This window comes from Pontivivens insulae, from assembly GCF_900302495.1.
GTDB classification, from domain to species: Bacteria; Pseudomonadota; Alphaproteobacteria; order Rhodobacterales; family Rhodobacteraceae; genus Pontivivens; species Pontivivens insulae.
Map to the genome: position 1 here is coordinate 238,725 of NZ_OMKW01000003.1, position 25,815 is coordinate 264,539.

25 protein-coding genes and 1 tRNA gene are annotated in these 25,815 nt (G+C 61.1%); 12 read left to right on the plus strand and 14 right to left on the minus strand.

From position 1 onward, the window contains the following. Positions 1-64 precede the first annotated feature (64 nt). The 5 genes from POI8812_RS11650 (at position 65) to POI8812_RS11670 (ending at position 3,958) form a co-directional block, all read left to right on the plus strand. Entirely contained in the window at positions 65-730 is a 666-nt protein-coding gene (locus tag POI8812_RS11650) for a response regulator transcription factor (protein WP_108782773.1), read from the plus strand. After that, complete coding sequence (locus tag POI8812_RS11655) at positions 727-2,100, plus strand: sensor histidine kinase (RefSeq protein ID WP_108782774.1); 1,374 nt, start codon at positions 727-729, stop codon at positions 2,098-2,100. The genes POI8812_RS11650 and POI8812_RS11655 overlap by 4 nt, the downstream gene beginning before the upstream one ends. After that, entirely contained in the window at positions 2,067-3,092 is a 1,026-nt protein-coding gene (locus POI8812_RS11660; RefSeq protein WP_108782775.1) for an ABC transporter substrate-binding protein, read from the plus strand. Before POI8812_RS11655 ends, POI8812_RS11660 begins: the two co-directional genes overlap by 34 nt. Before the next feature lie 10 nt (positions 3,093-3,102). Continuing rightward, positions 3,103-3,810: an alanyl-tRNA editing protein gene (locus POI8812_RS11665; protein WP_108782776.1), complete on the plus strand. Its 708-nt coding sequence runs from the start codon at positions 3,103-3,105 to the stop codon at positions 3,808-3,810. Positions 3,811-3,868: 58 nt separating this feature from the next. Beyond that, a tRNA-Ser gene (locus POI8812_RS11670) sits at positions 3,869-3,958 on the plus strand. A 348-nt stretch (positions 3,959-4,306) separates the two neighbouring features. Here POI8812_RS11670 and POI8812_RS11675 read toward each other — a convergent pair. From POI8812_RS11675 to POI8812_RS11705, 7 genes are all read right to left on the minus strand, one after another. Next, positions 4,307-5,590, minus strand: coding sequence for a TRAP transporter large permease (locus POI8812_RS11675; RefSeq protein WP_108782777.1), 1,284 nt, complete (start codon positions 5,588-5,590; stop codon positions 4,307-4,309). Then, positions 5,587-6,135, minus strand: coding sequence for a TRAP transporter small permease subunit (locus POI8812_RS11680; RefSeq protein WP_108782778.1), 549 nt, complete (start codon positions 6,133-6,135; stop codon positions 5,587-5,589). Before POI8812_RS11680 ends, POI8812_RS11675 begins: the two co-directional genes overlap by 4 nt. A 29-nt stretch (positions 6,136-6,164) precedes the next feature. Further along, on the minus strand, positions 6,165-7,196 hold the full coding sequence (locus tag POI8812_RS11685) for a TRAP transporter substrate-binding protein (protein WP_108782779.1): 1,032 nt from the start codon (positions 7,194-7,196) through the stop codon (positions 6,165-6,167). A gap of 23 nt (positions 7,197-7,219) precedes the next feature. Further along, on the minus strand, positions 7,220-8,053 hold the full coding sequence (locus POI8812_RS11690) for a putative hydro-lyase (protein WP_108782780.1): 834 nt from the start codon (positions 8,051-8,053) through the stop codon (positions 7,220-7,222). A 96-nt stretch (positions 8,054-8,149) separates the two neighbouring features. Next, entirely contained in the window at positions 8,150-9,019 is an 870-nt protein-coding gene (locus POI8812_RS11695) for a LysR family transcriptional regulator (RefSeq protein WP_108782781.1), read from the minus strand. A gap of 13 nt (positions 9,020-9,032) precedes the next feature. Continuing rightward, positions 9,033-10,067 (minus strand): cysteine synthase A, encoded by a 1,035-nt coding sequence (locus POI8812_RS11700; protein ID WP_108782782.1) that lies wholly within the window; start codon positions 10,065-10,067, stop codon positions 9,033-9,035. A gap of 60 nt (positions 10,068-10,127) precedes the next feature. Further along, positions 10,128-11,264, minus strand: a complete 1,137-nt coding sequence (locus POI8812_RS11705) for a gamma-glutamylcyclotransferase (protein WP_108782783.1) — start codon at positions 11,262-11,264, stop codon at positions 10,128-10,130. A 303-nt stretch (positions 11,265-11,567) separates the two neighbouring features. Here POI8812_RS11705 and POI8812_RS11710 point away from each other — a divergent pair, with 303 nt between their 5' ends. After that, positions 11,568-12,314: a DUF6134 family protein gene (locus POI8812_RS11710; protein ID WP_108782784.1), complete on the plus strand. Its 747-nt coding sequence runs from the start codon at positions 11,568-11,570 to the stop codon at positions 12,312-12,314. Continuing rightward, the gene (locus POI8812_RS11715; RefSeq protein ID WP_108782785.1) at positions 12,311-13,111 is read left to right on the plus strand and encodes an SDR family NAD(P)-dependent oxidoreductase; all 801 of its coding nucleotides are present in this window, start codon (positions 12,311-12,313) and stop codon (positions 13,109-13,111) included. The genes POI8812_RS11710 and POI8812_RS11715 overlap by 4 nt, the downstream gene beginning before the upstream one ends. Before the next feature lie 32 nt (positions 13,112-13,143). Here the strand turns inward: POI8812_RS11715 and POI8812_RS11720 are convergent, their stop codons facing one another. From POI8812_RS11720 to POI8812_RS11745, 6 genes are all read right to left on the minus strand, one after another. Further along, on the minus strand, positions 13,144-14,427 hold the full coding sequence (locus POI8812_RS11720; protein WP_108782786.1) for an MFS transporter: 1,284 nt from the start codon (positions 14,425-14,427) through the stop codon (positions 13,144-13,146). A gap of 65 nt (positions 14,428-14,492) precedes the next feature. Beyond that, positions 14,493-15,698 carry an SAM-dependent methyltransferase gene (locus tag POI8812_RS11725; protein ID WP_108782787.1) on the minus strand — a complete coding sequence of 402 codons (1,206 nt, stop codon included), beginning with the start codon at positions 15,696-15,698 and terminating at the stop codon, positions 14,493-14,495. Positions 15,699-15,757: 59 nt separating this feature from the next. Continuing rightward, positions 15,758-16,498: a DUF1365 domain-containing protein gene (locus POI8812_RS11730; protein ID WP_211310377.1), complete on the minus strand. Its 741-nt coding sequence runs from the start codon at positions 16,496-16,498 to the stop codon at positions 15,758-15,760. Beyond that, positions 16,495-17,799 carry an NAD(P)/FAD-dependent oxidoreductase gene (locus POI8812_RS11735; RefSeq protein ID WP_108782789.1) on the minus strand — a complete coding sequence of 435 codons (1,305 nt, stop codon included), beginning with the start codon at positions 17,797-17,799 and terminating at the stop codon, positions 16,495-16,497. The genes POI8812_RS11730 and POI8812_RS11735 overlap by 4 nt, the downstream gene beginning before the upstream one ends. Continuing rightward, entirely contained in the window at positions 17,796-19,211 is a 1,416-nt protein-coding gene (locus tag POI8812_RS11740) for a cryptochrome/photolyase family protein (protein ID WP_108782790.1), read from the minus strand. Before POI8812_RS11740 ends, POI8812_RS11735 begins: the two co-directional genes overlap by 4 nt. 91 nt (positions 19,212-19,302) lie before the next feature. Further along, a complete protein-coding gene (locus POI8812_RS11745; protein WP_108782791.1) occupies positions 19,303-20,496 on the minus strand; it encodes an aminotransferase class V-fold PLP-dependent enzyme in 1,194 nt (397 codons plus the stop codon). 251 nt (positions 20,497-20,747) lie between these two features. On the opposite strand from POI8812_RS11745, the gene POI8812_RS11750 reads away from it, so the two are divergent. Next, the gene (locus tag POI8812_RS11750; protein WP_108783211.1) at positions 20,748-20,960 is read left to right on the plus strand and encodes a hypervirulence associated TUDOR domain-containing protein; all 213 of its coding nucleotides are present in this window, start codon (positions 20,748-20,750) and stop codon (positions 20,958-20,960) included. A 22-nt stretch (positions 20,961-20,982) separates the two neighbouring features. On the opposite strand, the gene POI8812_RS11755 is transcribed toward POI8812_RS11750, so the two are convergent. Further along, positions 20,983-22,209 (minus strand): multidrug effflux MFS transporter, encoded by a 1,227-nt coding sequence (locus POI8812_RS11755; protein ID WP_108782792.1) that lies wholly within the window; start codon positions 22,207-22,209, stop codon positions 20,983-20,985. Positions 22,210-22,405: 196 nt separating this feature from the next. Between POI8812_RS11755 and POI8812_RS11760 the strand changes: the two genes are divergently transcribed. From POI8812_RS11760 to POI8812_RS11775, 4 genes are read left to right on the plus strand one after another with little or no spacing between them, the layout of a single operon-like run. Further along, a complete protein-coding gene (locus POI8812_RS11760) occupies positions 22,406-23,575 on the plus strand; it encodes an acetyl-CoA C-acyltransferase (RefSeq protein WP_108782793.1) in 1,170 nt (389 codons plus the stop codon). A gap of 2 nt (positions 23,576-23,577) precedes the next feature. Next, positions 23,578-24,249 carry a dimethylsulfonioproprionate lyase family protein gene (locus POI8812_RS11765; RefSeq protein WP_108782794.1) on the plus strand — a complete coding sequence of 224 codons (672 nt, stop codon included), beginning with the start codon at positions 23,578-23,580 and terminating at the stop codon, positions 24,247-24,249. After that, positions 24,246-24,629, plus strand: a complete 384-nt coding sequence (locus POI8812_RS11770; RefSeq protein ID WP_108782795.1) for a rhodanese-like domain-containing protein — start codon at positions 24,246-24,248, stop codon at positions 24,627-24,629. Before POI8812_RS11765 ends, POI8812_RS11770 begins: the two co-directional genes overlap by 4 nt. A gap of 40 nt (positions 24,630-24,669) precedes the next feature. Continuing rightward, positions 24,670-25,800: an acyl-CoA dehydrogenase family protein gene (locus POI8812_RS11775; RefSeq protein WP_108782796.1), complete on the plus strand. Its 1,131-nt coding sequence runs from the start codon at positions 24,670-24,672 to the stop codon at positions 25,798-25,800. Positions 25,801-25,815: the final 15 nt, after the last annotated feature.

A 25,815-nucleotide genomic window follows, 5' to 3' on the forward strand; every position in this document is an offset into this window, starting at 1 on the left:
TATGGCCCGCGTTCCTGACAGGAACCTGTCATCGGAATAATCTTTCATTCGGAGTGAATTTTCAGTGCGCTTCTTGCTGGTTGAGGACAATCAAGGACTGGCGGACGCCATCGTCGCGCGCCTGGAACTGGATGGCCATGTTATCGACCATGCCGCAGATCTCGACACCGCCGCCGCCTTTTCGGACTCCACTGATTACGAATTGATTTTGCTCGATATTATGTTACCAGACGGTGATGGGCGAACCTTTTTGAAGGATCACCGCGCCCGCCAAACCGAGACGCCCGTGATCGTATTGACCGCCCGCTCAGAAGTATCTGACCGGGTCAATTTGTTGGATCTCGGTGCGGATGACTATCTGACAAAACCGTTCGATTTTTCCGAGCTGGAAGCCCGCGTCCGGGCCGTTCTGCGCCGTCGCCGCGGGGCGGCGAGCAATCACATCCGGCTTGCCGACCTCGGATTCGATCCGCTCTCGGGAACACTTTCGATTGCGGGAAAGACGACCCAACTGCGCAACAAAGAGCTGCGTCTGCTCGAAGTGTTGATCGCGGCACCTGACCGGAATTTCTCAAAGGCGAAACTCGTCGATCGGTTGTTCAGCTATGATGACGACGTCTCCGAGAATGCAATCGAGGTCTATATTGGGCGCCTGCGCAAGCGGCTGGAAGGGTCCGGGGTCGCTATCGTGACAACGCGGGGCGTCGGCTATCGCCTGACCCTTCAATGAACACGGCAACGGTTCCCGCCTCCGGCTCGATCCGGCGCCGCCTGATCGTGCAATTGGTGGCGGGCGCGGCGGTGCTGGCGGCCCTCCTCTTCTTTGTCGTTCAGGATCTCTCCCGCAGACTTGCAGAGAATGCGCAGGACAACGTGCTAATCGCGTCGGCCACGTCGATATCTGACGCGATGCGGGTCGAGGGCCAGGCCATCACGGTCGATATCCCCTATTCAGCCCTGTCGATGCTTGGCTCAGTCAGCGACGATAGGGTCTTCTATGCTGTGCTGATCGACGGTGAGCTGCTGACCGGGTACGAAAATCTCGAAGGCCCGGAGGGCGGGGGCGCTGCCACGGGGCGCTATGCCGGGGATGATGTCCGCGTTGTGGCGGTCGAGCGCACGCTATCCGTCGCAGGCACACTGCGCGAGGCCCGCGTGATCGTCGCCCAGACACGCAGCGGCCAGCAGGCGGTGCGTGCGACCATCGCCCAGGTTGCCGCGACACTCGGCGTAGGCTTCTTCGTTCTGTCGGTCGTCAGTGGTATCCTCGCGGCCAATGCGGCGGTTCGCCCGCTCCGACGTCTCACGGGATCCATCGCACGACGTGGCCCTGACGACCTGCGCCCGGTCACGGCTCCGGCCCCGCAGGAAATGCTGCCACTCGTCAGCGCGCTCAACGGGTTCATGGAGCGATTGAAGGCGTCCCTCTCACGTTCCGAAGATTTCATCGCAGAGGCGGCGCACCGCGTGCGCACACCGCTGGCCACCGTCCGCACGCAGGCCGAAATCGCACTCAGACGCGTTGAGCGACCCGAAAACCGGGCGGCCCTGCGCGAGATGATCCGTGCCATCGATGAAAGCTCCCGTTCGGCGGGCCAACTTCTCGATCATGCCGTCGTCACATTCCGCTCAGACACGCTCGAACAGACAGCCATCGACCTGCAAACTCTAGCGGAAGAAACCGCAGAACGCCTCGCCCCACTGGCCGAGATGCGCGACATCGACCTGATCGTGGCGGAGGACAGCATGCCTGCCCCCACACGCGGCGACCCGATCCTGTTGACGAGCGCTCTGCGCAACGTTCTGGACAACGCCATCAAATACGGGCCGGAAGCCGGGCGCGTCACGATGCGCAGCTATGTCGAAGATCAATATGCGATCCTCAGCGTCGAGGATGAGGGGAAGGGATTTCCCGACGGGGAACAAGCGCTCACCGGTCGCTTTGCCCGGGGCGCCAATGTGGGTGGGATCGTCGGCTCCGGCCTCGGGCTGACTATCGTTGAGGAGGTCGTCTCCACCCATGGCGGACAACTGATCCTGCGCAATCATCCAGAAGGAGGAGGCGCATGCGTGCTGCTCTGCTTGCCCTATTTACCCTGATTTCCCCGGTGGCCTCCGCTTATGAGATTGAGGACCGAACGCTATTTGCCGCAACCGGCGCAACTGCCGACGTCACGCTGAAGGTTCTTTCAACAGCGGACACGGATGTGTTCGCGCCAATCCTGCGCAGTTTTCAGGCGGACAATCCCTCTGTCGCCGTCGACTATATCACCGTCAGCAGCGCGGAGATCATGGTCGCCGTTGTAGAGGAACAGGAAGCCTTCGACCTCGTCATCTCGTCCGCGATGGATTTGCAGATCAAGCTATCAAACGATGGCTATGCCCAGCCCCATCGCTCTTCCGCCACGCAGGCGCTGCCAGATTGGGCCGCATGGCGGGAAGAGGTGTTCGGCTTCACCCGCGAACCGGCCAGTATCGTTCTGTCCCGCGCTGCCTTCGACGGGCTGGACCTGCCCCGGACCCGTCCTGATCTCATCCGCATCCTGCGCGAAAACCCGGATCGCTTTCGGGGTCGGATCGGGACATATGACATCCGGCAGAGCGGTCTGGGCTATCTTTTCGCCACGCAGGACAGCCGAAATTCCGAGACCTTCTGGCGGCTTTCAGAAACGCTCGGCAGCCTGGGCACCCGTCTCTACTGCTGCTCGGGCGCAATGATCGACGATGTGGAAGAGGGCGAGCTTGCCATCGCCTATAACGTATTGGGCAGCTATGCGACCGCGCGGCTGGACGGGGGTGACAGCTCCGTTATCGTGCTGCCACAGGACTACGTGACGCTGATGCTGCGCAGCGCGTTGATCCCGGCCAATGCGGCGCATCCAGATACAGCCGGTGCGCTTGTCGATCATCTGATTACCGACGCCCTCGGTGATGATCTGCCAGATCGGCCCTTCCCTGCCCTTCTCCCGATGGGGCAGGATGCGGCAACCGCCCCCAGCCCGATCCGTCTGGGCCCGGGGCTTCTTGTCTTTCTGGACCGCCTGCGGCGCGAGAATTTCATCCGCGCGTGGGAAGCCTCAATGTTGCAATAGGATCAAGCTCATGACCGAACCCGTTTTCCGCGCCGACGCCTACCTTCGGGAGCTCGAAGCAACAGTGGTTTCCAGCAGTAGCGAGGGTATCGTCCTGGATCGGACAATCTTCTACCCCACAGGTGGCGGACAGCCCGGCGATGCCGGGACCCTGACGTGGGACGGGGGCACAACCGCAATCCAAACCGCGATCAAGGCCGACGCAGACGCAATCGCCCTCGTGCCCACAGAGGGAGCAGTCTTGCCCAAAGTGGGCGACACCGTCTTGCAGATCCTCGATTGGGATACGCGCCATCGCCACATGCGAGTGCACACCGCTCTCCACCTTCTCAGCGTCGTGGTGCCCCTTCCGGTGTCCGGCGGGTCCATCGGCGCCCAGAAGGGTCGCCTCGATTTCGACATGCCCGAAGCTCCCGCTGACAAGCAGGCGCTGGAAGACGCGCTCAACGCCCTGATCGCTGCGGATCATCCGGTATCAGAGGAGTGGATCACCGATGCCGAACTGGACGCCAATCCCGACCTGGTAAAGACGATGAGTGTCAAACCTCCCCGCGGCTCAGGCCGGGTGCGGCTCGTCCGCATCGGGACCGATATCGACCTGCAACCCTGCGGCGGAACCCATGTGCGCCGCACCGCAGAGATCGGCCGCATCCGGTTGGGTAAGGTGGAAAAGAAGGGGCGTCAGAACCGCCGGATCAGCGTCCATCTCGAAGAGTGACTTTCCCCTGTCGATGGGGCTTGCACTCCGCTTCCGCATCGCTATAACCGCGCCTCACGGAGAGGTGGCCGAGTGGTCGAAGGCGCACGCCTGGAAAGTGTGTAGGCGGGAGACCGTCTCCAGGGTTCGAATCCCTGTCTCTCCGCCATTACCCCCAATATTGACTGATTTGTTAGGTCCACTACAGGCCCGACGCCGCCTGTTAACGGGCCGGTCTCAGCCGAAATTCTGTTGAGCCATCTCAATTTCCAGCTGACACTAATCTTTCGCGCCAACGTCACCCGCAGCGGATCGACGGCCCAACGACCGACGCCAACGATAGCGACTGGGGGAAGTCGGCCAGCCGATTCCAGCGCTTTTGTTCCACCCAATAGCCGGACTCAGGCCCGCCTCACCGACGGCAAATACACTTGCTCACGGCGATACCGCACAAATGAAACCGGGGGCACGTCAGACGTGCCCCCGGTTCGGTTGTTTTGCGTTCTGCGATGGACCGTTATCCCAGCACTTGCGGCAACCACAGCGCAATGGACGGGAACGCGATCAGGGCTGCTGCCATGGCCAGCATCATCAGCACATAGGGGATCGCTCCCAGCATCACCTCGTTCAGACTGCCCGACTTGCGCGCGCCTTGCACGACGTAGAGGTTCAACCCAACCGGCGGTGTGATCAGCGCCATCTCGATCATCACAATCATCAGGATACCAAACCAGATCGGATCATATCCCAGCTCGACAACCAGCGGCACGATGATCGGGATGGTCACAACCATCAGGCTCAACGTCTCGATGAAGAAGCCGAGAACGATGTAGAGCAGAACGATCACGAGGATCGTGTAAAGCGGTGTCAGACCAAGACCTGAGAGGAAGCTCTCCAGCTCGCGCCCCAGCCCGGCAGAGGCCAGCGTGAAGTTCAGGAACGAGGCCCCGATCACGATCAGCATGATCATCGAGGTGATTTTCACGGTGCCAAGAACGCTTTCCACGATCATGTTGCGGGTGATGCCGCCAAACGCTGCGGCGATGACCAGCGCACCTGCCACCCCGACAGCAGCCGCCTCGGTCGGGGTTGCCCAACCCATGTAGATCGACCCGACGATCAGCGCGAAGAGCACGATGATCGGCCCCAGATCGATAAGCGCCCGCAGCATCTGGCCCAACGGGAATGTCCTGCGGCCTCCACCCAATTCAGGACGGATCGAGCAGATGATGGCCGTGATGATCATGAAGGCGACCGCGAGGCCAAGCCCTGGGATCAAGCCCGCCAGAAACAGCTGCGGGATCGAGCTTTGGGTCAGAAATCCATAGACGATCAGGTTGATCGACGGCGGGATCATGATGCCCAACGTGCCCCCGGCCGCGATTGCACCCGAGAAGAGTTTGGGATCGTAGCCCAGTTTCTCGGCCTGCGGCATTGCGACCGTGGCGACCGTGGCCGCCGTGGCGACAGAAGAGCCGGACGTGGCCGAGAACATCGTGGCCGTCGCCACGTTCGCATGCACCAGCCCCCCCGGCAGCCAGCTGACCCACCGGTCGAGCGCGGCATAGGTTCGCGCGGCAATGCCGGAACGCACCAGAATCTCACCCAACAGAACGAAGAATGGAATGGCGATCAGCGTGGCCGAATTGGACGCCGACCAGACCATATTGCCCAATCCGCGGATCAGCGGGAATGGAGAGAAAAACGTATCGACCCCGATCCCCAGCAGGAACAACACGATCCCAACCGGGATCGAGAGGGTCAGAAGGCCCAGCAGGCCGACGGCAACATAGCCAATCATTGAAGTGTATCCTGTTCGGCAAAGGCTCCGATGGCCTCTTCACTGCCTTCAAAATCGCGACGGAAGATGAGGGAGGCGGCGAGCAACGTGACGACGGCACTCATCCCCGCAAACCAAAGCCACCCGGCAAACCAAGGTGCCTGCACCCAGATCAACGGCGTCTCAAGCGGCGTATTGGCGGTGGACCCTTGCGTCCAGCTGCGCGCAACAACCGGCCAGCACTTGATCGCGATCAGCACCACCACACCGGTCATCACCACCATCGAGAACAGATCGAACATCGCACGACCGAAGGCCGGGGCGCGGGTGCGCAACAGATCGATGCGCACATGGCCGAGTTCCAGCAGCGTATAGGCCATGCCCCATGAGGTCGCGATGGCCATGGCATAACCACTGATTTCGTCCGTTCCGCCAAGAGAGGACCCCACCTGGCGCAATATGATGTCGAGCAGCACGACAGCAGCACATAAGAGCAGCATGAGGCCGACGAGAAGCGCCACACTTCGATTTAATCGCCTCAGGCGCATCAACATCATTCGTTCCATTCGGGGTCCCCTCCTTTGCAGCGTTCAGATCACTCGATCGTCACGCCAACTACTTGGCCCACAGAGGCATTCCAGCGCTCGGCCCAGTCGCCGCCCGCGCGCTCAGCCCAATCGGGCAGAACCTCACCCGTCAGCACATCGCGGGCGCGCGCCAGATCAGCATCCGTTGCTTCGACCAGTACCATCGAGCGGGCTTCCCCGGCCGGACAGTCACCATTGCCGGTCAGACACGCGACATCATTGACCAGCGCATCCTGCGCACTTGCCCAGGCTGGGTCTTCGAAATTGGTGATGATCTGTTCCTGGATCAGATCCTGTGTCGCACTGTCCAGCCCGTTCCAACGATCAAGATTCATCGCCGTCACGACCGAGTCCCAACCACCCAATGGCAGCGGCAAAAGATGGGTGGAAACTTCCCACCAACCGGCCGAGTAGCCGGAACCTGCACCCGTCACCGCACAGTCCACAACACCGTTTTGCAAGGCGCCCGGCACCTCCGCGAAGGAGACGTTCACACCCTCGGCGCCCAGCGCCTCAAGCAACTTGGCGGTCATACGGCCAGAGGCCCGCACCTTCAGACCTTCCAGATCATCCAGTCCCGCAATCTCGTGATTGCAGAACACGACCTGCGGCGGATAGGGCGCGATGGCCAGCACGTGGCTGTTGAACCGGTCACGATAGATGTCAGACACCATCGGGCGCGCCGCATCGACCATTGCCCGGGCCTCATCCGCCGTCAGCGCCAAGAGGGGCACATCCAGCCCTTCCAGCTCTGGCGCGTCGGACACGGCATAATCAGCGACGGTCATCGCGACATCATAGACCCCCTGTCCAAGCAGCGGATAAATGTCGCCCAGCCCAAGGCTCATCTGGTTGTGCGTGGTCAGAGCGACCGTGATCTCACCATTCGACGCGGCCGGCAGCGTCTCGTTCCAGAACGGCGCCTCATATTGGTTGTGCAAAGGCAGGCTGGACCAGCTGCCCACAACGGCCAGCTCTTCGGCCATGGCCGGGGCGGCCAGCGCAGTGCTCAGGGTGAGAAGCGTCAGTGTCTTACGCATGGTAGTCTCCTTGTTGGATTTGATTATTGCTTGTTTTCGGGATGAAAGATCGGAATTTCCGCATCTTCGGGAATATCGGCGATCAGCATGTGACCGGGGGCATGGGTGATGCAGAGCGGCAGCCGCGCATTGGTCAGCACATTTTGCGGCGTGACCCCGCAGGCCCAGTAGACGGGCACCTCCCCCGGCTCCACCTCGACCGCGTCGCCCCAATCGGGTTGCGACAGATCCGCAATGCCGACCGAGGCGGGATCGCCGTGGCCGATCGGCGCGCCATGGGCGAGTGGATATTTGCGGCTGATTTCATAGGCATCTGCCACCCGATCCGCACGCACTGGCCGCATCGTAATGACCATCTTTCCGTGAAAGGGACCAGCGGGGACCAGATCAAGATTGGAACGGAACATCGGCACGGTCTGATCACGCTCAATATGGCGGATCGGAATGCCCTGCGCGATCAGCGCATTTTCAAAGGTGAATGAGCAGCCCAACGCAACGGCCACAAAATCATCCTGCCAAAGCGCCGCAATCTCGGTCCGCTCTTCAATCAGGGCACCATCGGCAAAGACACGGTAACGCGGCACGTCGCTGCGGATATCGATATCTGCGCCCAATGTGTGCATCTGCGGACGACCGGTATCGCTGATCGCGACCACCGGACAGGGCTTGGGGTTGCGTTGGCAAAACCGGATGAAGTCGAGCGCATCAGCCTCGGGCAAGATCGCGAGGTTGCATTGCAGCTTGCCCGCGGCCAGCCCAGCGGTATGGCGCGTGTACTGCCCGTTGCGGATTTCAGCGCGCAGATCAGCAGCGCCAAGACGGGCAAGTTGAGCATGCGAAAGTTCTGCGACAGGCATTGGCGGTCCATCTGTGTTCAACCTGTGCCAACGGTTCCACAGCACGCCAATTCATTCAAATTATCATTATCTATCTAAGTTGATAGATTCTGTGGATCACTCCCGCCGCCAAGACACCGCAATTTTTCGCGCGATCCCGGCCGCACTTTCGGCAAGAAAGCTGCGCGGCTCTGCCAGATAAGAGGCTGTAAAGTCTAGAGGTTTCGGTGCGAACCCTGGATCGAACTGCTCGATCCGTCCTGCGGCCACTTCCTCTTGCGCCAATACCAGCGGGTAAGGTCCAACGGCGACACCAGCCGCGATCATGCGCAGACTCGCTGAAAGAGACGCAGACGAATAGACCCGCACATCCGGCCCGACCGTGCGCGACAGATCGGCCATCAACTCACGATGTGGCCGCGTTTTCGCCGAATAAGAGATAACCGGAATTTCGTCGAGCTTCACCGGCCCCCGCCCTGCCGCCTTGAACCAGGCCAGTTCGAACTGCGGCAGATCCACATTCTCAACCGAAAATTCAGAGACCGGCCCCATCAACAGGGCCAGATCCAGTCCCTGTTCAAGCAAGCTGTTGCGCAAATTGACCGAGATATCGACGGTCAGATCAATGTTTACACGCGGATAAGTGGTGCTGAGCGTCTTTAGGAAATCCGGCAGCCAACTTTGCGCAATGGTCTCGGACGCGCCAATCCGAAAAAGTCCTTCAGTCTCTTCAGGGCTGGCGACCCGCGCCTTGATCTCTTCCTCGATGAACAGCATCTGCTCGACATAGGTCAGCAGCAATGCGCCGCGTTTGGTCAATGTCAGCCCTGTGGTCCCACGCTCGAAAAGCGGGGCCTGCAACTCATCCTCCAGCGTCGCGATCCGGGTGGAAATCGCGGGCTGTGACAGATGCAGCTGGTCTGACGCCCGACGAAATCCGCCCAGCCGCGCCACCCAATAAAACGTGCGAAGCTGGTTCAGGTTCATCGCGTCCGCGCAATCAGTCTACGAAGACGCTCGGAATATCCGTCCGCCCGCCGTCCAGCCAATGCGGCACCGGCAGGTTCTTGGACTTCAGGAACTCAGGATTCCAGACTTTGGACTGATAGCGCGTGCCGACATCGCACAGGATCGTCACGATTGTGTGGCCCGGCCCCATCTCCTTGGCCATGCGCAAAGCGCCCGCCATGTTGATCGCTGTTGAGCCACCCATGCAAAGCCCCTCGTGCTCCAACAAGTCATAGATCAGTGGCAACGCCTCTTCATCGCTGATCTTGTAGGCATGATCGACGGTCAACCCCTCAAGGTTGGCTGTGATCCGTCCTTGTCCGATCCCTTCGGAAATCGAGCCGCCCTCGGCCTTCTGCTCTCCGTTGATCATCAAATCAAACAGGGCCGAGCCGCCGGGATCCGCCAGACCGATCTTCACGCCTTTGGATTGCAGCGCTTCGGCCACACCGGCCAATGTGCCCCCCGATCCGCATGCACAGATGAAGCCGTTCACCCGCCCCTCGGTCTGCGCCCAAATTTCCGGCCCTGTCGTCTCAACATGGGCCTGTCGGTTGGCCACATTGTCGAACTGGTTCGCCCAGACCGCACCATTCGGCTCGGTCTCGTTCAGCGCATGTGCCAGCCGCTCGGAATAGCGCACATAATTGTTCGGGTTCTTGTAAGGCGCCGCCGGCACCTCGACCAGCGTGGCACCCGCCAGCCGCAACATGTCCTTCTTTTCCTGACTCTGCGTCTCGGGGATCACGATGACCGACTTGAACCCCATGGCAGAGCCCACGAGCGTCAGACCAATCCCAGTGTTGCCCGCGGTTCCCTCAACGATCGTGCCACCGGGCTTCAGCGCACCACGCGCAACCGCATCGCGGATCATGTAGAGCGCCGCGCGATCCTTGACAGACTGGCCGGGGTTCAGAAACTCCGCCTTGCCGTAAATCTCACATCCCGACGCTTCGGAAATCGCGTTCAATCGGATCAGGGGCGTGTTGCCCACAGCAGCAGGCAGGTCGGCGTAAACAGTGCTCATTCTCTTGATCCTTGGCGCAGTCCGGTCAGGGCGAGACCCTAGCCGCCGGGCGGCGGGCCTTCAATCCCTCCACATCGTGCGCAAACGGTCATGGTGCAAGAGCAGATGCAGGATCAAAAGGTGTAACGGCCCGTTCCGCACCTCTCCAGAGGCCAGAAGCGCACGCAGATCCGCAACCGGCACCCGGATCGAGCGGATGTCCTCCGCCTCACTTTCCAGCCCATGCACACCGCCAGCATTGCTCAGATCAGCCTCGGCGATAAAGCAGGTCAACTGCTCCGAAATCACTCCGGGAGAGGAATAGAACGGAGGTAGCTCCTCCAGACGCCCAGCGCTCAGCCCCGTCTCTTCCAACATCTCCCGCCGTGCGGTCTCCGCGCTGGTTTCCACACGATCAACGCGCCCGGCGACAGGTTCCAGCAACCACGGATGGCCGTCGCACCGCGCGACCGGACCGATGCGCAATTGCTCGATCAGCAAAACCTCATCGCGAACTGGATCATATGGCAGGGCACACACAGCATCACCGGTCACAAACACCGCGCGATCGACCGGCCCCTCGACAGAGCCGTCAAATCGCTTATGCGACAGGGTCAGCGCCTCGATGGCAAAGTAGTCTACATAGGGCTCACTGCGCGCGGCGATCTCCACATCCGAGAGCGTCAGGTCGCTGGAATAGCGCGCGGGAACACGCTCTGCCCGCGCTCTCGCACGTGCGTAGGCGCGAAAGCGAATGCCCGGCCAGATCCGATCCACCTCTTCATCCGGCACCTTGCCGTAAAGGGCCATTAACCCTCGCGCACACTCCGCAAAGGCGGCTTGCTGGCGCGCCGACCACGCCGCGAAATCCCACGCGTCTCCGACTTGCAGATGGGTGCCCCGCACATAAAAGACCTCAACCTCCACCGGCCCATCCGGTGTGTCGGCCAGCGTATGCTCCAGCGCATAGTCGAACTCATCCTCGAAATAGCTCAGCCGCGCGACCGCACCTTCGGGAATATCGCGCACCACAACACCCTCGGCACGGGCACCGGGTTCTTTGACAATGACCGGGTAATCCTCTCCGACAACCGCGCGGGCTGCGTGATCAGGCAAGGTTGCAGGACTGACCTTCACCGCACCTGCATAGGGGCCGAGGACGATTTCGCGCGTCTCCGCATCGCGCAACGTGCCGTAAAAGAACAGGTTTCGCGCCATGGCTTTCTCCCCAAGCAAGTGCTTCCACCCCGGTCGCAGATTCGCGTCGGGATGGCAATCGGAACCACAGTCATCCGTCCGCGTTGATAGGTCGTATCACCAGTTGGAAAAACTGCACGGAAACTTCCCCGAACGTGTGGTTTCTCTTGATCCGTCGGCGGTGTTCCGCCGTATATCGTTTGTAAGAAGTGTTAATGCGTAAATCTGAAAGTCGATGAATGGCAACCGCGTATTGCGCGCGGGTGATGTCGCGGAGGCGGATGCCGCCCACGATCACCGTCCCCGGATTACGGGAACTGAAACATGCTACTGCCTGATCGTGATGACAGGAAATGTACGCTTCACCGGCCCCTTCGGGCGGGCACTCAACCTGTTCGGCTAGACCGTCGCGCAGCCCTTGCAGGGGCTGCATCTCTGGCACTCTTTGCTCCCAGCATTGCACGCGCGCAATCCGCACGCCGTGTCTACAGGCTTGAACGCGGGGGCAGTGATATTGGCAGCCAGTCGCTGACCGTCACCCGGTCAGGCGGCGAAATTGTCGTCGATATTGATATCGACCTGCGCGTGTCGCTGCTGGGCATCACAGCCTACCGCTATGAAATGACAAATCAGGAGCGGTGGAGCGGCGGTGCCGTGCAATCCATTCGTTCAAACACCAACAATGATGGTGAGCGTGAGTTCGTTGAGGCGCGCCGTACAGGCGCGGGTCTGGAGATTTCAGGCTCCGGCTTTTCGGGCACATTGACCGGAACTGTCGGCACGACAACGTATTGGACCCCGGCGATGATGCGGCGTCCGCAATGGGTCAACACGCAGGACGGCAGCACGCTCAACATCGTCGCCAGCCGTCGCGGGTCAGCACAATATCCAACAGCGACCGGAACCGTTTCAACCGCAGTTTGGTCCCTCGGCAGTGATCTGCCGCTGATCCTCTATTACACCGATGCGGGCGAATGGGCCGGCTCGACCTTCGACGCACAGGGGGAGGAGGTCCGCTACATCGCGCAATCCCTCGCGCCCTCCCTCGGACCGATCTGGAGTGAATCATGAGTGTTCTGAAAAAAGTCATGCGCCCGCGCCACGGCGCCGCATGGATCACCGGCGCGTCCGGCGGGATTGGCCGCGCCGTGGTGTTGCGCATGGCAAAGAAGGGCTGGACCGTCTATGCCACAGCGCGATCCGAGGATGAGCTGAAGACGCTTGCCGCCGAGGGCCCAGAAGGCAAGATCATACCCATGCCGGGCGATGTCACCGACGCAGAGCGGATGGCAGAAATCGTGGCGGAGATCACCAGCAGCGGCCCCCTCGCCCTGACACTGCTCAATGCCGGGATCTATACCCCGATGCGCGCCAACGATTTCGACGCCAAGACGGCAGCGAAGATGTGGCGGGTCAATCTTGAAGGCGTCTCGAACTGCACGGATCCGGTTCTCAAGCACATGATTGAGCAGGGCACCGGGCACCTCGCCGTGACCGCATCCGTTGCAGGCTATCGCGGTCTGCCCGATGCGGCCGTCTACTCAGGAACAAAGGCTGCGCTCATCGCCTATTGCGAGGCACTGGCCATGGATTGCGAGGATCTGGGCATCCGCATTTCCGTCGTGAACCCCGGCTTTGTCGAGACGGAAGCAACGTCCGTCAACGAGTTTGAAATGCCCTTCCTGATGAAGCCGGATGAGGCTGCAAAATCGATTGTCGATGGCCTTTCGACCCCCGGTTTCGAAATCGCCTTCCCCGGCAAGTTCGTCGCGATCCTCAAAACGCTCGGCCTGCTGCCGAACCGCGCCTATATCGCCGCCGTGCGCAAGGCGACGGGGTGGGACGGCAAGGCGAAGCGTAAGACTTAAGGCGGTTGCCCCGGCCCTGCGCCGGGGCAACCCTACCCAATACGCGCGCGCACCTCTGCCTGTTTCGCGCGGGTCAGTGGAAATCCCCACATCAGCGCCACCGCCATCAGCTTCAACACCACGGGTGCAAGCGCATAGAGCGCGGCGAGCCAGATCAAAGCGTCCTCCGCGTTCCCCCCCTGCCCCGAGAAGCCAACCGCCTCCAGCCACAACAGCGCAACCCCGCCCGTGATCGCAACGCTGGCCTTGGTGGCAACCGACCACAGCGCAAAGAACGCGCCCGTCCGCGCCGTCCCGGTGCGCGCCGTGTCCAAATCCACGACATCGGCCTGCATTGCGGCGGGCAGCGACAGATCAGCGCCCAGCGCCAATCCGCTCAACCCCGCAATCACCGCAAAGGCCGCGACGTCGCCAAGGCCCAGCGTGAACGCAAAGGCAAAGATGATGGCGGCATAGATCATCGCAACGCACCAGATCCGATGCTTTTCGAACCGCTTGCCCGCCCAGATCCAAAAGGGCGCCCCCAGCACGGCCGCCCCGAAATAGAGGATCAGCAACGGGCCACCGGCCTCCGCATCGCCCAGCCGAAACTCGACAAAGAACAGGAACAGCGTCGCCGGCAATGCATTCGCAGCCCCGTTCAGGAAATACGCCAGCATCAACCGCGCAAAGACAGGTTCCTCACGAAAGACCTGAAGCAGCGTCTGCGCCCCCGGCGTACTGGGCCCTGTGGTCCGTTCAGGCGCGCGCCATACCGCATAGAGCGTCAGGATCGGCAGGCCGATGACGACGAAAAGCGCGACCCGCGCCAACCCCGTCTCCGCGTCCGCCGTACCATAGGCGACCATGGCAACGACCGTTCCCACCAGCCCCACAGTCTCACGCCAGACGGTGACGCGTGTGCGCTCGGCATAATCATCGGTCAGCTCCGCCCCCCAGCTGAAATAGGGCGTCAGATACATGGTCCAAAAAACGGTGAGCGTCACCATGAAGCCCGCAAACCATCCCAACCCCGCACCCTCTGGCGGGGCGAGCAAGGCCCAGATGGACAGCGCAACCCCGGGCAGCGCCAGCACCAACCACGGCTTGCGCCGCAAGCCGCGCAGCGGGATGCGGTCCGAAAGCCACCCCATCATGGGATCGCTGACCGCGTCGAACAGGCGCACGGCGATGAACACCGCGCCAATCGCCCCCACGCTCAGCCCCATCGTGCCCGACCAAAATGGCGCGAGGAACACGTAGACAGGCAAATAAATCGCGGCGAGCGGCAATGCTGGCACGGCATAGGCCGCGAGGGTCGCGCGTGAAACCGTCATCCGCCTAAGCCACCGCGAGAGGATACCACGGACTTATTGCAGGAAATCGCCATCCCGCGCCCGCCTCAGCGGCGCACGGTCATCTGGATCACATCTGTCGTGCCGGTCATGAAGGTCGCCGCACAGCTTGTCAGATAGAAATTCCACATCCGCCGGAACCGATCATCAAAACCGAGTGCGGCCACTTCATCCCACCTCGCATTGAACGTGGCATGCCAACGACGCAGCGTCTCGGAATAGCTCTGACCAAACGCGATATTGTTCACCTCTGTCAGACCTGCGCGTGAAATCTGCTCCCGCAACGCGGTGACAGAGGGCAGCATGCCGCCGGGGAAAATGTATTTCTGAATGAAGTCCACATTCTTGCGGTAATTCGCGAACAGCGGATCATCGACGGTGATGATCTGGAACGTACCACGCCCGCCGGGCTTCAATCGTTCTCGCACCGCATCGAAATAGGTGGGCCAATACTTCTCCCCGACGGCCTCAAACATCTCGATGGAGGCGATCGCATCATAGGTGCCGGTTTCGTCGCGATAGTCCCGCATCACGATCTGCACCTGATCCGCGACACCTGCGCGTTTCATCCGCTCCACAGCGTAGTCATGCTGTTCCTGGCTGATGGTCAGCCCGGTCACGCGCGCGCCACGTTCTTTCGCGGCATACTCAGCGAACCCGCCCCAGCCACAGCCGATCTCAAGGATATGATCGCCGGGTTTCACCCCGATCTCGTCACACATTGAGGCATATTTCGCGATCTGCGCAGCCTCGAGGGAGTTCTCCCCCTCCGCAAACAGCGCAGAGGAATAGCTCATCGTGTCATCCAGCCAAAGGCCGTAAAAATCATTGCCCAGATCATAGTGGTACGAGATGTTCTTGCGCGCCTGCTCTTTCGAGTTGGACCGGAACCAGTGGTTCACACGCTCCCAATAACGCACCAGCGCCATGCCCAGAACTTCCTGCCCGATCTCGTCATTGTTCAGAACAAACACATCAAGCAACGCTTGCAGATCAGGCGTATCCCACTGACCGTCCATATAGGCTTCGGCAAATCCAATATCGCCATCACGCACGACACGCCCAAACATGGCAGGGTCTCGTACGTCGATCCGGCCAACGGGTCCGGGCTCCGCGCAATCACGCGCAAAAACACGACCATCAGGCAATCCGATCTCTACCCGGCCGACCCGCATTTTCGACAGCAGCGCAAAGGCCGAACTGAACCAGCGCGGCAGGTCACGTTGCCCTTTCGTGGTGGTAAGAAATGTCATCGGGTGTCCAGAGGTAGTGTCTAGCATAATTTACAACTCTAAAAGAAACTGTCCAGTTTTCAACGCGTCGCGGGGTCGGATGTGCCCAGAAACCGCACCCCTTTCAAAACGAGGCGCAGCGCCTCCCAATGAATGGCGGCAACGACTTTGAGCGTCATAAGGGGATGGGTGGCGACGGCACGCGCCAAACGCGCATCCGTCGCCTCCGCCCCCTCGGCGGTGTGGGTCGCAATCAGAATATCGCCATCCGGCCCGGCCTGCCGAATGCGCAATCGCAGCTGGCTGTCGGGCGCCTGCACTGTGAACCGATAGCGCTGCTCCATCGGAATGAACGGCGACACCCAGAATGTCTTGTCCTGCTCCTGCCGGATCGCACCGCCTGCTTCCGTCGCAGGCAGCACATAGACTTCCTGCCCGCCATAGGTGTTCTTCACCTCATAAAGCGTGGCATAGACCCGGTCCTCCGCGTCCCGGCAAAAATAGACGGAGAGCGGATTGAACACGAACCCCCAGAGGCGCGGGAAGCAAAGAAGCTCGATCCGCGTCGGACAGGCAAGGCCTTTCTCGGCCATGCGCGCTTCCACCCATGGTCGCAGGGCAGAGCCATCGCGCGCGCCGTGATCAGACGCCTCAAACCCCAGCACCCGCCCCCAGATGCGTGATCCGGCCATCGCCGTCTCCATCCGGTCGAGATCGAACAGGCACGAGAAGACGCGATAGCGGAACTTGTGGCGCTTGGGCTGCAACCGCATATGCATCACATGACCCTGATAGAGCCGTATGGCAGGTGCGTCGCTCACTCCGCCGCCACCGCCATCGGAGAGCGGATCGGCTCCGCCTCCTCCCCGCGCCATGACGGGCGAGAGCCAAGCGCTGCCGCAACCCGCAGGCCAGAGCGTAGTCCGTCCTCATGAAACCCATAGCCAAGCCAGGCGCCAGCATACCAGACGCCGCCACGCCCCTGGATCGCATCAATATCGGATTGTGCGTCAAACGCTTCCTGCGTGAACAGGGGGTGGGCGTAGTTGAACGTGCCATGCAGCTTGCCATGCTCTGGCAGGTGTTCAGGGTTCAGGCTGACAAACAGATCCTGGCGTGTCTCAAGCGTCTGGAGACGGTTCATCCAATAGGTGATCGGGGCGGGTCGCGTCGCATCTGCCTCGGCCCCGCCGCTCAGGAAGTTCCAGCTCGACCAGACACGCTTGCGCTTGGGCATCAGGCGCCTGTCCGAATGCAGCACAGCCAGATTGGCCGATGTTTTGAAATTGCTCAGGATGCTGCGCTCCTGCGCATCGGCATCCGCGTCGAGCATGGCCAGCGCCTGCGGACCATGGGCCGCGATCACCACCTGATCGAACTGTAATTCCGTGCCGTCATCCAAGGTCAGATAGGGCCTGCCACCGACCCGGCGGATCGAACGTACGCCCGCCGCACGATGCGCATTGGGCAATTTTGCGGTCAACCGCCGCACATATTCCCGGCTGCCACCATCTACGGTGCGCCACTGCTTGGCCGGATCCATTCCGTTGAGCAATTCGTGGTTGGCGAAGAAGGCGACAAAGTTCTCCGCAGGAAAATCAAGCATCTGCCCTGTCGGCGTCGACCAAATCGCCCCGCCCATCGGCAGCAGGAAGTAATCCCGGATCCAAGGACCATAGCCACGCTTGAACAAGTACTCGCCCAGCGTCAGCCCCGCCAGCACGCCATCTCGCAAATCAACCTCCGCCTCGCGGTGAAAGCGCAGGATCTCGCGCACCCCGTTGATAAAGCTGGGACGCAGCAGGTTGGTGAATTGCGCAAACATCTTCCACGGATTGTCGCAGGCATATTCCGTCCGCCCCCCATTGATCGACATGCCAAAGCTCATGTCTGACCACTTCGTGGGCACATCCAGATGCTCGAACAAACCGGTCAGGTTGGGGTAGTTGTCATAGTTATAGACGATAAAGCCGGTATCGACCGCCGTGCCGTCCACCTCAACTGTATTAGCATGCCCGCCGAAGCGATTGTCCTTTTCGAACACGGTCACATCGTGATCTTCGCTCAGCGCATAGGCCGCGCCCATACCGGCAACGCCGGCCCCGATAACTGCAATTTTCACGCTGTCTGCCCCTGCGCCTTGAATTCCTGATAGGCGTCGAGCGCCCTTTGCCGTCCATCCTTCAGATCAATCATCCGTGGCGGACGCCCCTCCGCTGCGGACAATCCCCAGCTGCGTGGGACGGCTTTGAAATAAGAGGCCGCCTCAGCCGAGTTCTCACTGTCCAACCATTTACGTCTGTAAATCCCCTTCGGATCGAATTTTTCCGCCTGGGTCTCTGGGTTGAATACGCGGAAATAGGGCGTGGCATCCGGCCCGGACCCCGCCGACCATTGCCAGCCCATCGCATTCGAGGCCGGATCGTGGTCTACGAGGCACTCTTCAAACCACTTCAGACCGACGCGCCAATCTGTCTGCAAATGCTTGGTGAGGTAGCAGGCGACGATCATCCGCACCCGGTTGTGCATGCGGCCGGTGACATACATCTCCCGCATGCCCGCATCGACAATAGGCTCACCCGTCAGACCCCGGCGCCACCGTTCCGCGTCCTCATTGTCGCCACGCCACGGGAAGCCGTCCCATTCGGGCCGCCAGTTTTCCGTCTCGATCTGCGGGGTATGATAGATCAGGTGCCACGCAAAATCGCGCCACACCAATTCCTTCATGAAGGTCTCCACATCGGCAGAGCCGGTTTCGTCGAACTTGCGTTTGGCGGCATGCCACGCGGTGCGAATGCTCAACTCCCCCCACGCAAAATGCGCGCTCAGGGTCGAGGTTCCGGCGACGAACAGCTTGTCGCGCGCTGTGCCATAGTCCTCAACCTTGCTGCCGATGAAGCCACCCAGCACGCCCCGCGCCGTGTCCTCCCCTGCGGTCTCATGCGTGGCAACGATCGCACCGCCCCGGTCCATATCCGCACTCAGCTGCCAGGCCTCCAGCGCATCGCTCTCCGGCCACGTGTCCGGTGCACGCAAATCGGGTATTCCAATAGGCTCAGGCACGTCCGCCCCGCGAACCGCCTTCCAATAAGGGGTGTAGACTTTGTAGAACCCGCCTGTCTTCGTCTCGACGGTCCAGGGTTCATGCAGCACATGGCCCGCATGGGACACCGCACTGACACCAGCCTCCTTGAGGGCGGACTTCACCTCCGTGTCGCGCGCGACCGATCCCCCATCATAAAGCCGCGACCAGTGGACCGAGACGGCACCGATGTCCTGCGCCAGTGCCGTCAGAATCGCGCGCGGATCACCGCGCCGCAGGATCAGCTTCAGACCACGCGCCTCAAGATCGGCGGCCAGAGATTTCAAGGATTGTTCCAGCCGCCAGCGCGGTGCTGCGCCCAGCGCCTCCATCTGTTCGTCCAGAATGAACAAGGGCATCAATGCGCCATCCTGCGCCGCAGCCGTCAGGGCCGGATGGTCCGAAAGGCGCAGATCCCGGCGAAGCCAGACAATTGCGACGGGATTGGACATGAAGCGCTACTCCTGTGCGGCGGTCGTAGCTTTGCTACGCCGGGCCGCACAGGGTGGTTTAGTCCGCGATCAAATCAATGACCTGCGGCGTTCACAAAACCGCGTCCAGCGCCTCCATCAACGCTGCCATATCCGCATCACTGGTGTAATGGGCCGCGCTGACCCGAAGAACGCCATGCGCAGGATCGACGCCCATCGCGTCCAGCAGACGGACGGCATAGAAATCGCCCCCGCCTGCCATGATCCCGTGCTCGGCAAGACGCTCGGCCAGCACCTCACCACGAATGTCATGCTGAAGGGCAACGGTCGGCGCACGGCATGCGGCATCCGCCGGACCCAGCAAGCGCACATCATTGCGCCCGGACACCCAATCGAGCAGCGGTTGCAACATCTCGACTTCGCGCGCACGCATCAGGTCATGGGCCACCGCGCCGCCATGATGGGCACTCAATGCATCCATGTAATCCGCGATCCCGGCACAGGCTGCGACCTGCGCATGGTCCGGCCCGGCCGGCGTCAGCCGCTTGCCCGGATAATCCGCGTTGAACCAGTGACCCTGATTGGGCAAATCCTGCTCAACGCCATTGCGCGTCACCATGATCCCCTGATGGGGACCATAGGTTTTATAAGTCGAGAACAGATAGATATCCGCCCCCAGCTTCGCGACATCCGGCAACCCGTGGGGCGCATAGCTGACCCCGTCCACACAGGAGACCGCCCCGGCCGCGCGCACGGCGGCACAGATTGCGGGCACATCATTGATCTCGGCCACGATGTTTGAGCAATGCGGGAATGCTACAACGCGAACTTTGTCGTCGAGCAGGTTTTCAAGATCGGCAAGGTGCAGCCGCCCCTCCCCGTCCATCTTCCATTCGCGCACCTCAAAACCATCCTCGACCAGACGTCGCCAAGGCCCGGTATTGGCCTCATGATCCTGATTGGTGACGACGACCGCATCGCCGGGCTGCATCTTTCGGCGAAATGCTTGCGCCAGAACATAGGTGTTCTGGGTCGTCGACGGGCCAAAGCTAACCTCATCTGGCAGGACCCCCAACAGACCGGCCATCCGGTCGCGCGCCTCGTCCATCTCCGCGCCACCCGCGGCAGTCGGGCCTGCGGGGCCGTAGGGTTGCAGCTTGCGCTGCGTGTAGAAGCGCGTCAGCCGATCAATAACCTGCCCGCAAGCGTAAGAGCCGCCCGCGTTCTCAAAGTGACGCCATCCGGCCAGCGCCGGGTCGGAAAAGGCCGGGAATTGCGCCCGGACAAAATCTGTATCGAGTTTCATGCCCACACCCCATACCAGTTGCGGTCCGCTGACAAGGGACGTCGAGACATCTTCAAATTACTCCGAATGTGTGGAGCCGCGCCAAAGTCCTCACATATGTCGATCTGACTTTTCGGTGCACGGTTGGTGCACGCTCTGTGCACGGGTTGTGCACAGCCGTTTTGGGTCGACATGTCACAGCGCTCTGCCGGAACGGCGATGCGCGTGCAGACGTTCCCTTCCCATTCGAGAATGACATTCAGGAGATGGAAATGGGAATTCAGGTTGGCGACAAAGTCGAATGGAACTGGGGCAACGGCACAGGCACCGGAAAGGTGCAAAAGCGCTATACTCAGAAAATCACGTTGAAGATTGAGGGCAGCGACGTGACCCGCGACGCAGACGACGACAACCCCGCCTTCCGTATCGAGCAAGAGGACGGCGCAGAAGTGCTCAAATCCGCAAGCGAGCTGACGAAAGCATAGGATATTGGGGGCGGTTGGCGGCCTACGCGGTCAGCCCCTCCCGCTCCAATTTTCGTTCGCGCGCAATGACATAGAGCACACCAACACCTGAGGCGGCGGACGCTGTGAGCATGACCCACAGAAGCGGATAGGCGCCTGTCTCAACACTCAGGAGCGATCCGGTAAATGCGGCCAGACCCGCACCTCCGCCAATCATCAGCGCCCCGCCAAGACCAGAGGCAGAGCCTGCCAGATGGGGCCTGACGCTCACCAATCCGGCATTGGCTGAGGGCAGCGTCAGACCATTGCCAACCCCCACCAGCAGGATCGACCCGAACAACGCCAGTGCCGTACCAAATCCAACCGCAAACAGCACCAGCGCAAGCGCCATTCCAACCGTTGAAATGACCGCACCCGTCATCATCATCGCATTGATCCCGGCCCGAGCTGCGTATCGGCCAGAGAGGTAGTTCCCGATCATGTAACCAAATGCGATTAAAGCAAAATACAGCCCCAACTCTTTTGGTGAGAGGCCCAGAATTGCACTCGCCACGAAGGGCCCGCCGCCCAAGAACGCGAAAAACGCACCAGAGGCGCAAGCCGCGATGACAGCGTATCCCCAGAACCGCCGAGAGCGCGCAAGTTCGGGGTAAGACCGAAACTGCGCCCCAAAGCTGGAAGAGCGGTTGTGGTTCGTCTCCCCCATATCACGCCAGGCCAGGATCAAGACCGCAAGGCCAAAGGCAAACAGGATGGCAACCGATCCCTGCCAGCCGAAATAAGCATCCAGCACGCCCCCAATGCTCGGCCCTATCATCGGCACCAACGCCATGCCCATCGTCACATATCCGATCATGCTGGCAGCCTGCTCGGGCGGGACCATGTCTCGAACGACGGCCCGGCTCAGCACCAAGCCGCTCGCGATGACGGCCTGCAGGAATCGGAAAGCAAGGAAGACTTCGATTGTGGGCGCAAAGAAGCAACCTACTGTCGCCAATAGGAAAATAAGCATCGCGCCCAACATCACCGGGCGACGGCCATAACGATCCGATAGCGGACCGATCAGCAGTTGCATCACTGCGGTGACCCCGAGGTAGGCAGAGATCGCAAGCTGGACGACCGCGTAATCCGTCTCAAAGTAATCCACCATGCCCGGCAAGGAGGGCAGGAAAATATTCATATTCAGCGCGCCGACACCGGCCAGCAGAACCAGCGTAATGATGTGGGGCGGCGTTGACGGATCAAAGGGACGGCTTGAAGCGGGCGACATGTGCGCGACCTTCCTTACTGTTGGCAAAGCGCCGGAGGCACCTTGCCGGACAGTCCGGCACGCTTGCGGCAGTCTCTCTTACCTAAGTGACAGCCCTGCAATGTCCAGACTGCGACGCCAACGGACTTGATCCGGTACAATTGACATGTCACTTTGCAGGGAAATGAACACATGTTCACAAAATGGGAAGCTCGCCATGTCCGATCCAGTTGTCATCGTCTCCGCCGCGCGAACGCCGATGGGCGGTTTTCAGGGTGATCTGTCCGGGCTGACCTGCGCCGAACTGGGCGGCGCGGCCATCAGCGCGGCACTGTCCCAAGGGGGCGTTGCCACCGCGGATGTGGACGAAGTGCTGATGGGCTGCGTCCTGCCAGCCGGTCAGGGTCAGGCCCCGGCGCGGCAAGCTGGCTTTGCCGCCGGGCTGGGTATTGACGTGCCAGCGACGACACTGAACAAGATGTGCGGTTCGGGCATGAAAGCCGCGATGATCGCGCATGATCAGATCGCTCTGGGCAACGGCTCGGTGGTGGTCGCCGGTGGCATGGAAAGCATGACAAACGCGCCCTACCTGCTGCCCAACATGCGCGGCGGCGCACGGTTGGGACACGGTCAGGCGCAGGATCACATGTTTCTCGACGGGCTTGAGGACGCCTATGACAAGGGCCGTCTGATGGGCACTTTCGCCGAGGATTGTGCCGAAGCATTCCAGTTCACGCGAGAGGCACAGGACGCCTATGCGCTTGCCTCTCTTGATCGGGCATTGAATGCTGATTTTGAGGGGGAAATCGCACCGGTCAGCATCAAGACCCGCAAAGGGGAGATCGTGGTCTCCGCGGATGAGCAACCCGCCAAGGCCCGGCCGGAAAAAATCCCCGGCCTGCGTCCGGCTTTCCGCAAGGACGGCACGGTGACGGCAGCCAATTCCTCGAGCATCTCCGATGGCGCGGCCGCGCTTGTCCTGATGCGTGAGAGCGAGGCATTGGCACGGGGCCTCACGCCGCGCGCGCGCATCCTTGGCCACGCCTCCCACGCGCAGGAGCCGGGCCTGTTTACAACCGCACCCGTCCCCGCCGCGCGGAAGGTGTTGGAGCGGATTGGTTGGACCATAGACGATGTGGACCTGTTCGAAGTGAATGAGGCTTTCGCTGTGGTGCCCATGGCCTTCATGCATGAAACCGGTGCACCGCATGAAAAGGTGAATGTGAATGGTGGCGCATGCGCCCTTGGCCATCCCATCGGCGCATCGGGCGCGCGCATTCTCGTGACCCTTTTGAACGCCCTTGAAAAGCGCGACCTGAAGCGCGGCCTTGCGGCCATCTGCATCGGCGGGGGTGAGGGCACGGCCATGGCGATTGAGCGCCTTTGATCATGGACGCCGCGACCCGCACGTTGTCAGACTGCCCCGACTGGCGCTATCTGCTGCGCGAGTTTTACGAAATGTACCGCACCGGTCCCGCTGGCGGATCGAAAGTCATTGCGGGACACCAACGCCGGGTGCGCGAACGCATCGGGAAGGTCATTACGGAAAATCCCGCTGTCATCGCGCGGGAAGCCGAAGACAAACCGGTGACCGCGCATCTTCGCCGCGCACTGGATCAGGGTCGCCGCGAACGCACCGAAAGCATGATCCGCGCGATTGAGGCAATTTCGCCTGAACTCAGCTGGCTATATGGCTACGAGAAAGTCCCGCGCGGGCTGGCCAAGAAATATGCTTTTGCTGAGTTTGCCGGGCCTCATGGCCCGATCCAGACCCAGCAGCTGATCCTGGGCATCGTCTTGTTCGCACCACAGACGACTTATCCCGCCCATGCGCATGATGGTCTGACCGAGAGCTATCTGACCCTTTCAGGTGCGGTCAGCGAGAATGATGAGGGCGTGTTCGCGCCCGGATCCATGATCTTCAATCCCCCGGGGCGCAAGCACCGCCTGACCACCAGCAGCAACGAACCCACGTTGCTTGCCTATGCCTGGGAAGGTCCGGCCGGAAAATTGTCCGATCAGAAGATGGCCTTCACCAAACAACGCCGGAGCAGCACATGATCAAACCCGTTTCCCAGATGGTCGACGAAGCCAATGCGATCGTCGACCATATGCCCGCGGCGCAGGCAAAGTCGCTGTTGGGCAAAGAGGATGTGACCTTCGTGGACCTGCGTGATGTCCGCGAATTAAAGCGGGAAGGACGCATCCCCGGCGCCATGCACTGTCCGCGCGGAATGCTGGAATTCTGGCTGGACCCTGCGTCGCCATATGCGAAGCCAGAGTTCCAGTCCGGCGGGACATTCGTGTTCTTCTGCGCGATGGGCTGGCGCTCTGCCCTGTCGGCCAAGACCGCTCACGATATGGGCCTGGACGGGGTCATGCATATCGAGGACGGCTTCAAGGGCTGGGTTGAGGCTGACGGCCCCGTTGAGCGCGACTGAGTTTCACTTCCTTCAAATATCCCCGCCGGAGGCCACAACGATGCTGACCGAAGACCAGACCATGATCCGTGATATGGCCCGCAATTTCGCGACAGATAGGCTGGCCCCCCACGCAATCGAACGTGAGAAGGCCGGTGCCATCGAGCCCGAAATCTGCGCTGAATTGGGAGCCCTTGGCTTTCTGGGCATGACCATTGATCCCGCCTGGGACGGCGCGGGGGCCGACTATGTCAGCTATGCCGTAGCGCTGGAGGAAGTGGCGCGGGGTGATGGCGCGGTATCCACCATGGTCAGCGTACACAATGCGCCGTTCCTCGCCATTCTCGACAGGTTCTGCACGGATACGCAGAAAGAAGCATGGCTCAAACCTGCGGCACGTGGGGAGCATATCGGATGCTTTGCACTGACGGAGAGCCACGCAGGCTCGGACGCATCCGCGCTGCGCACACGCGCCGTCAAGCGCAATGACCGCTATGTTGTAAACGGATCAAAGCAGTTCATCTCCTCCGCGCGGATCGGTGGCGCGACGATCCTGTTTGCGGTCACGGACCCGGATGCGGGCAAGCGCGGCCTGTCCGCATTCTACGTCGAGAACGACACGCCCGGATTTCACGTTGCGAAGGTGGAGGAGAAGCTTGGACAAAAGGCCTCTGACACCTGTGCGCTGGCCTTTGACGATCTGGAAATTCCGTTCGAGAACCGCATCGGGGAAGAGGGTGAAGGCTACAAGATCGCACTCTCCTCGCTCGAAACCGGGCGGATCGGCATTGCGGCGCAGTCCATCGGGATGGCGCAGGCCGCCTTTGACGCGGCCCTGGCCTATGCACGCGAGCGGCAGAGTTTTGGCAAGGCGATCTTTGAGCATCAGGCCGTACAGTTCCGGCTTGCCGACATGGAGACGGAGATCGAGGCCGGTCGCCAGATGGTGCTGAATGCCGCGCGGATGAAGGATGCCGGCGTGCCCTGTCTGCGCCAGGCGGCGATGGCAAAGCTGTTTGCTTCCGAAATGGCGGAGCGTGTGTGTTCCGGCGCGATCCAGACCCTGGGCGGCTATGGCTATCTCAGCGAATACGGGCTGGAAAAGATCTATCGCGATGTTCGGGTCTGCCAGATTTATGAAGGCACATCCGACATTCAAAAGCTGATCATCGCCCGCCAGATGGCGGATTGATCCCGCCTCAGGCGG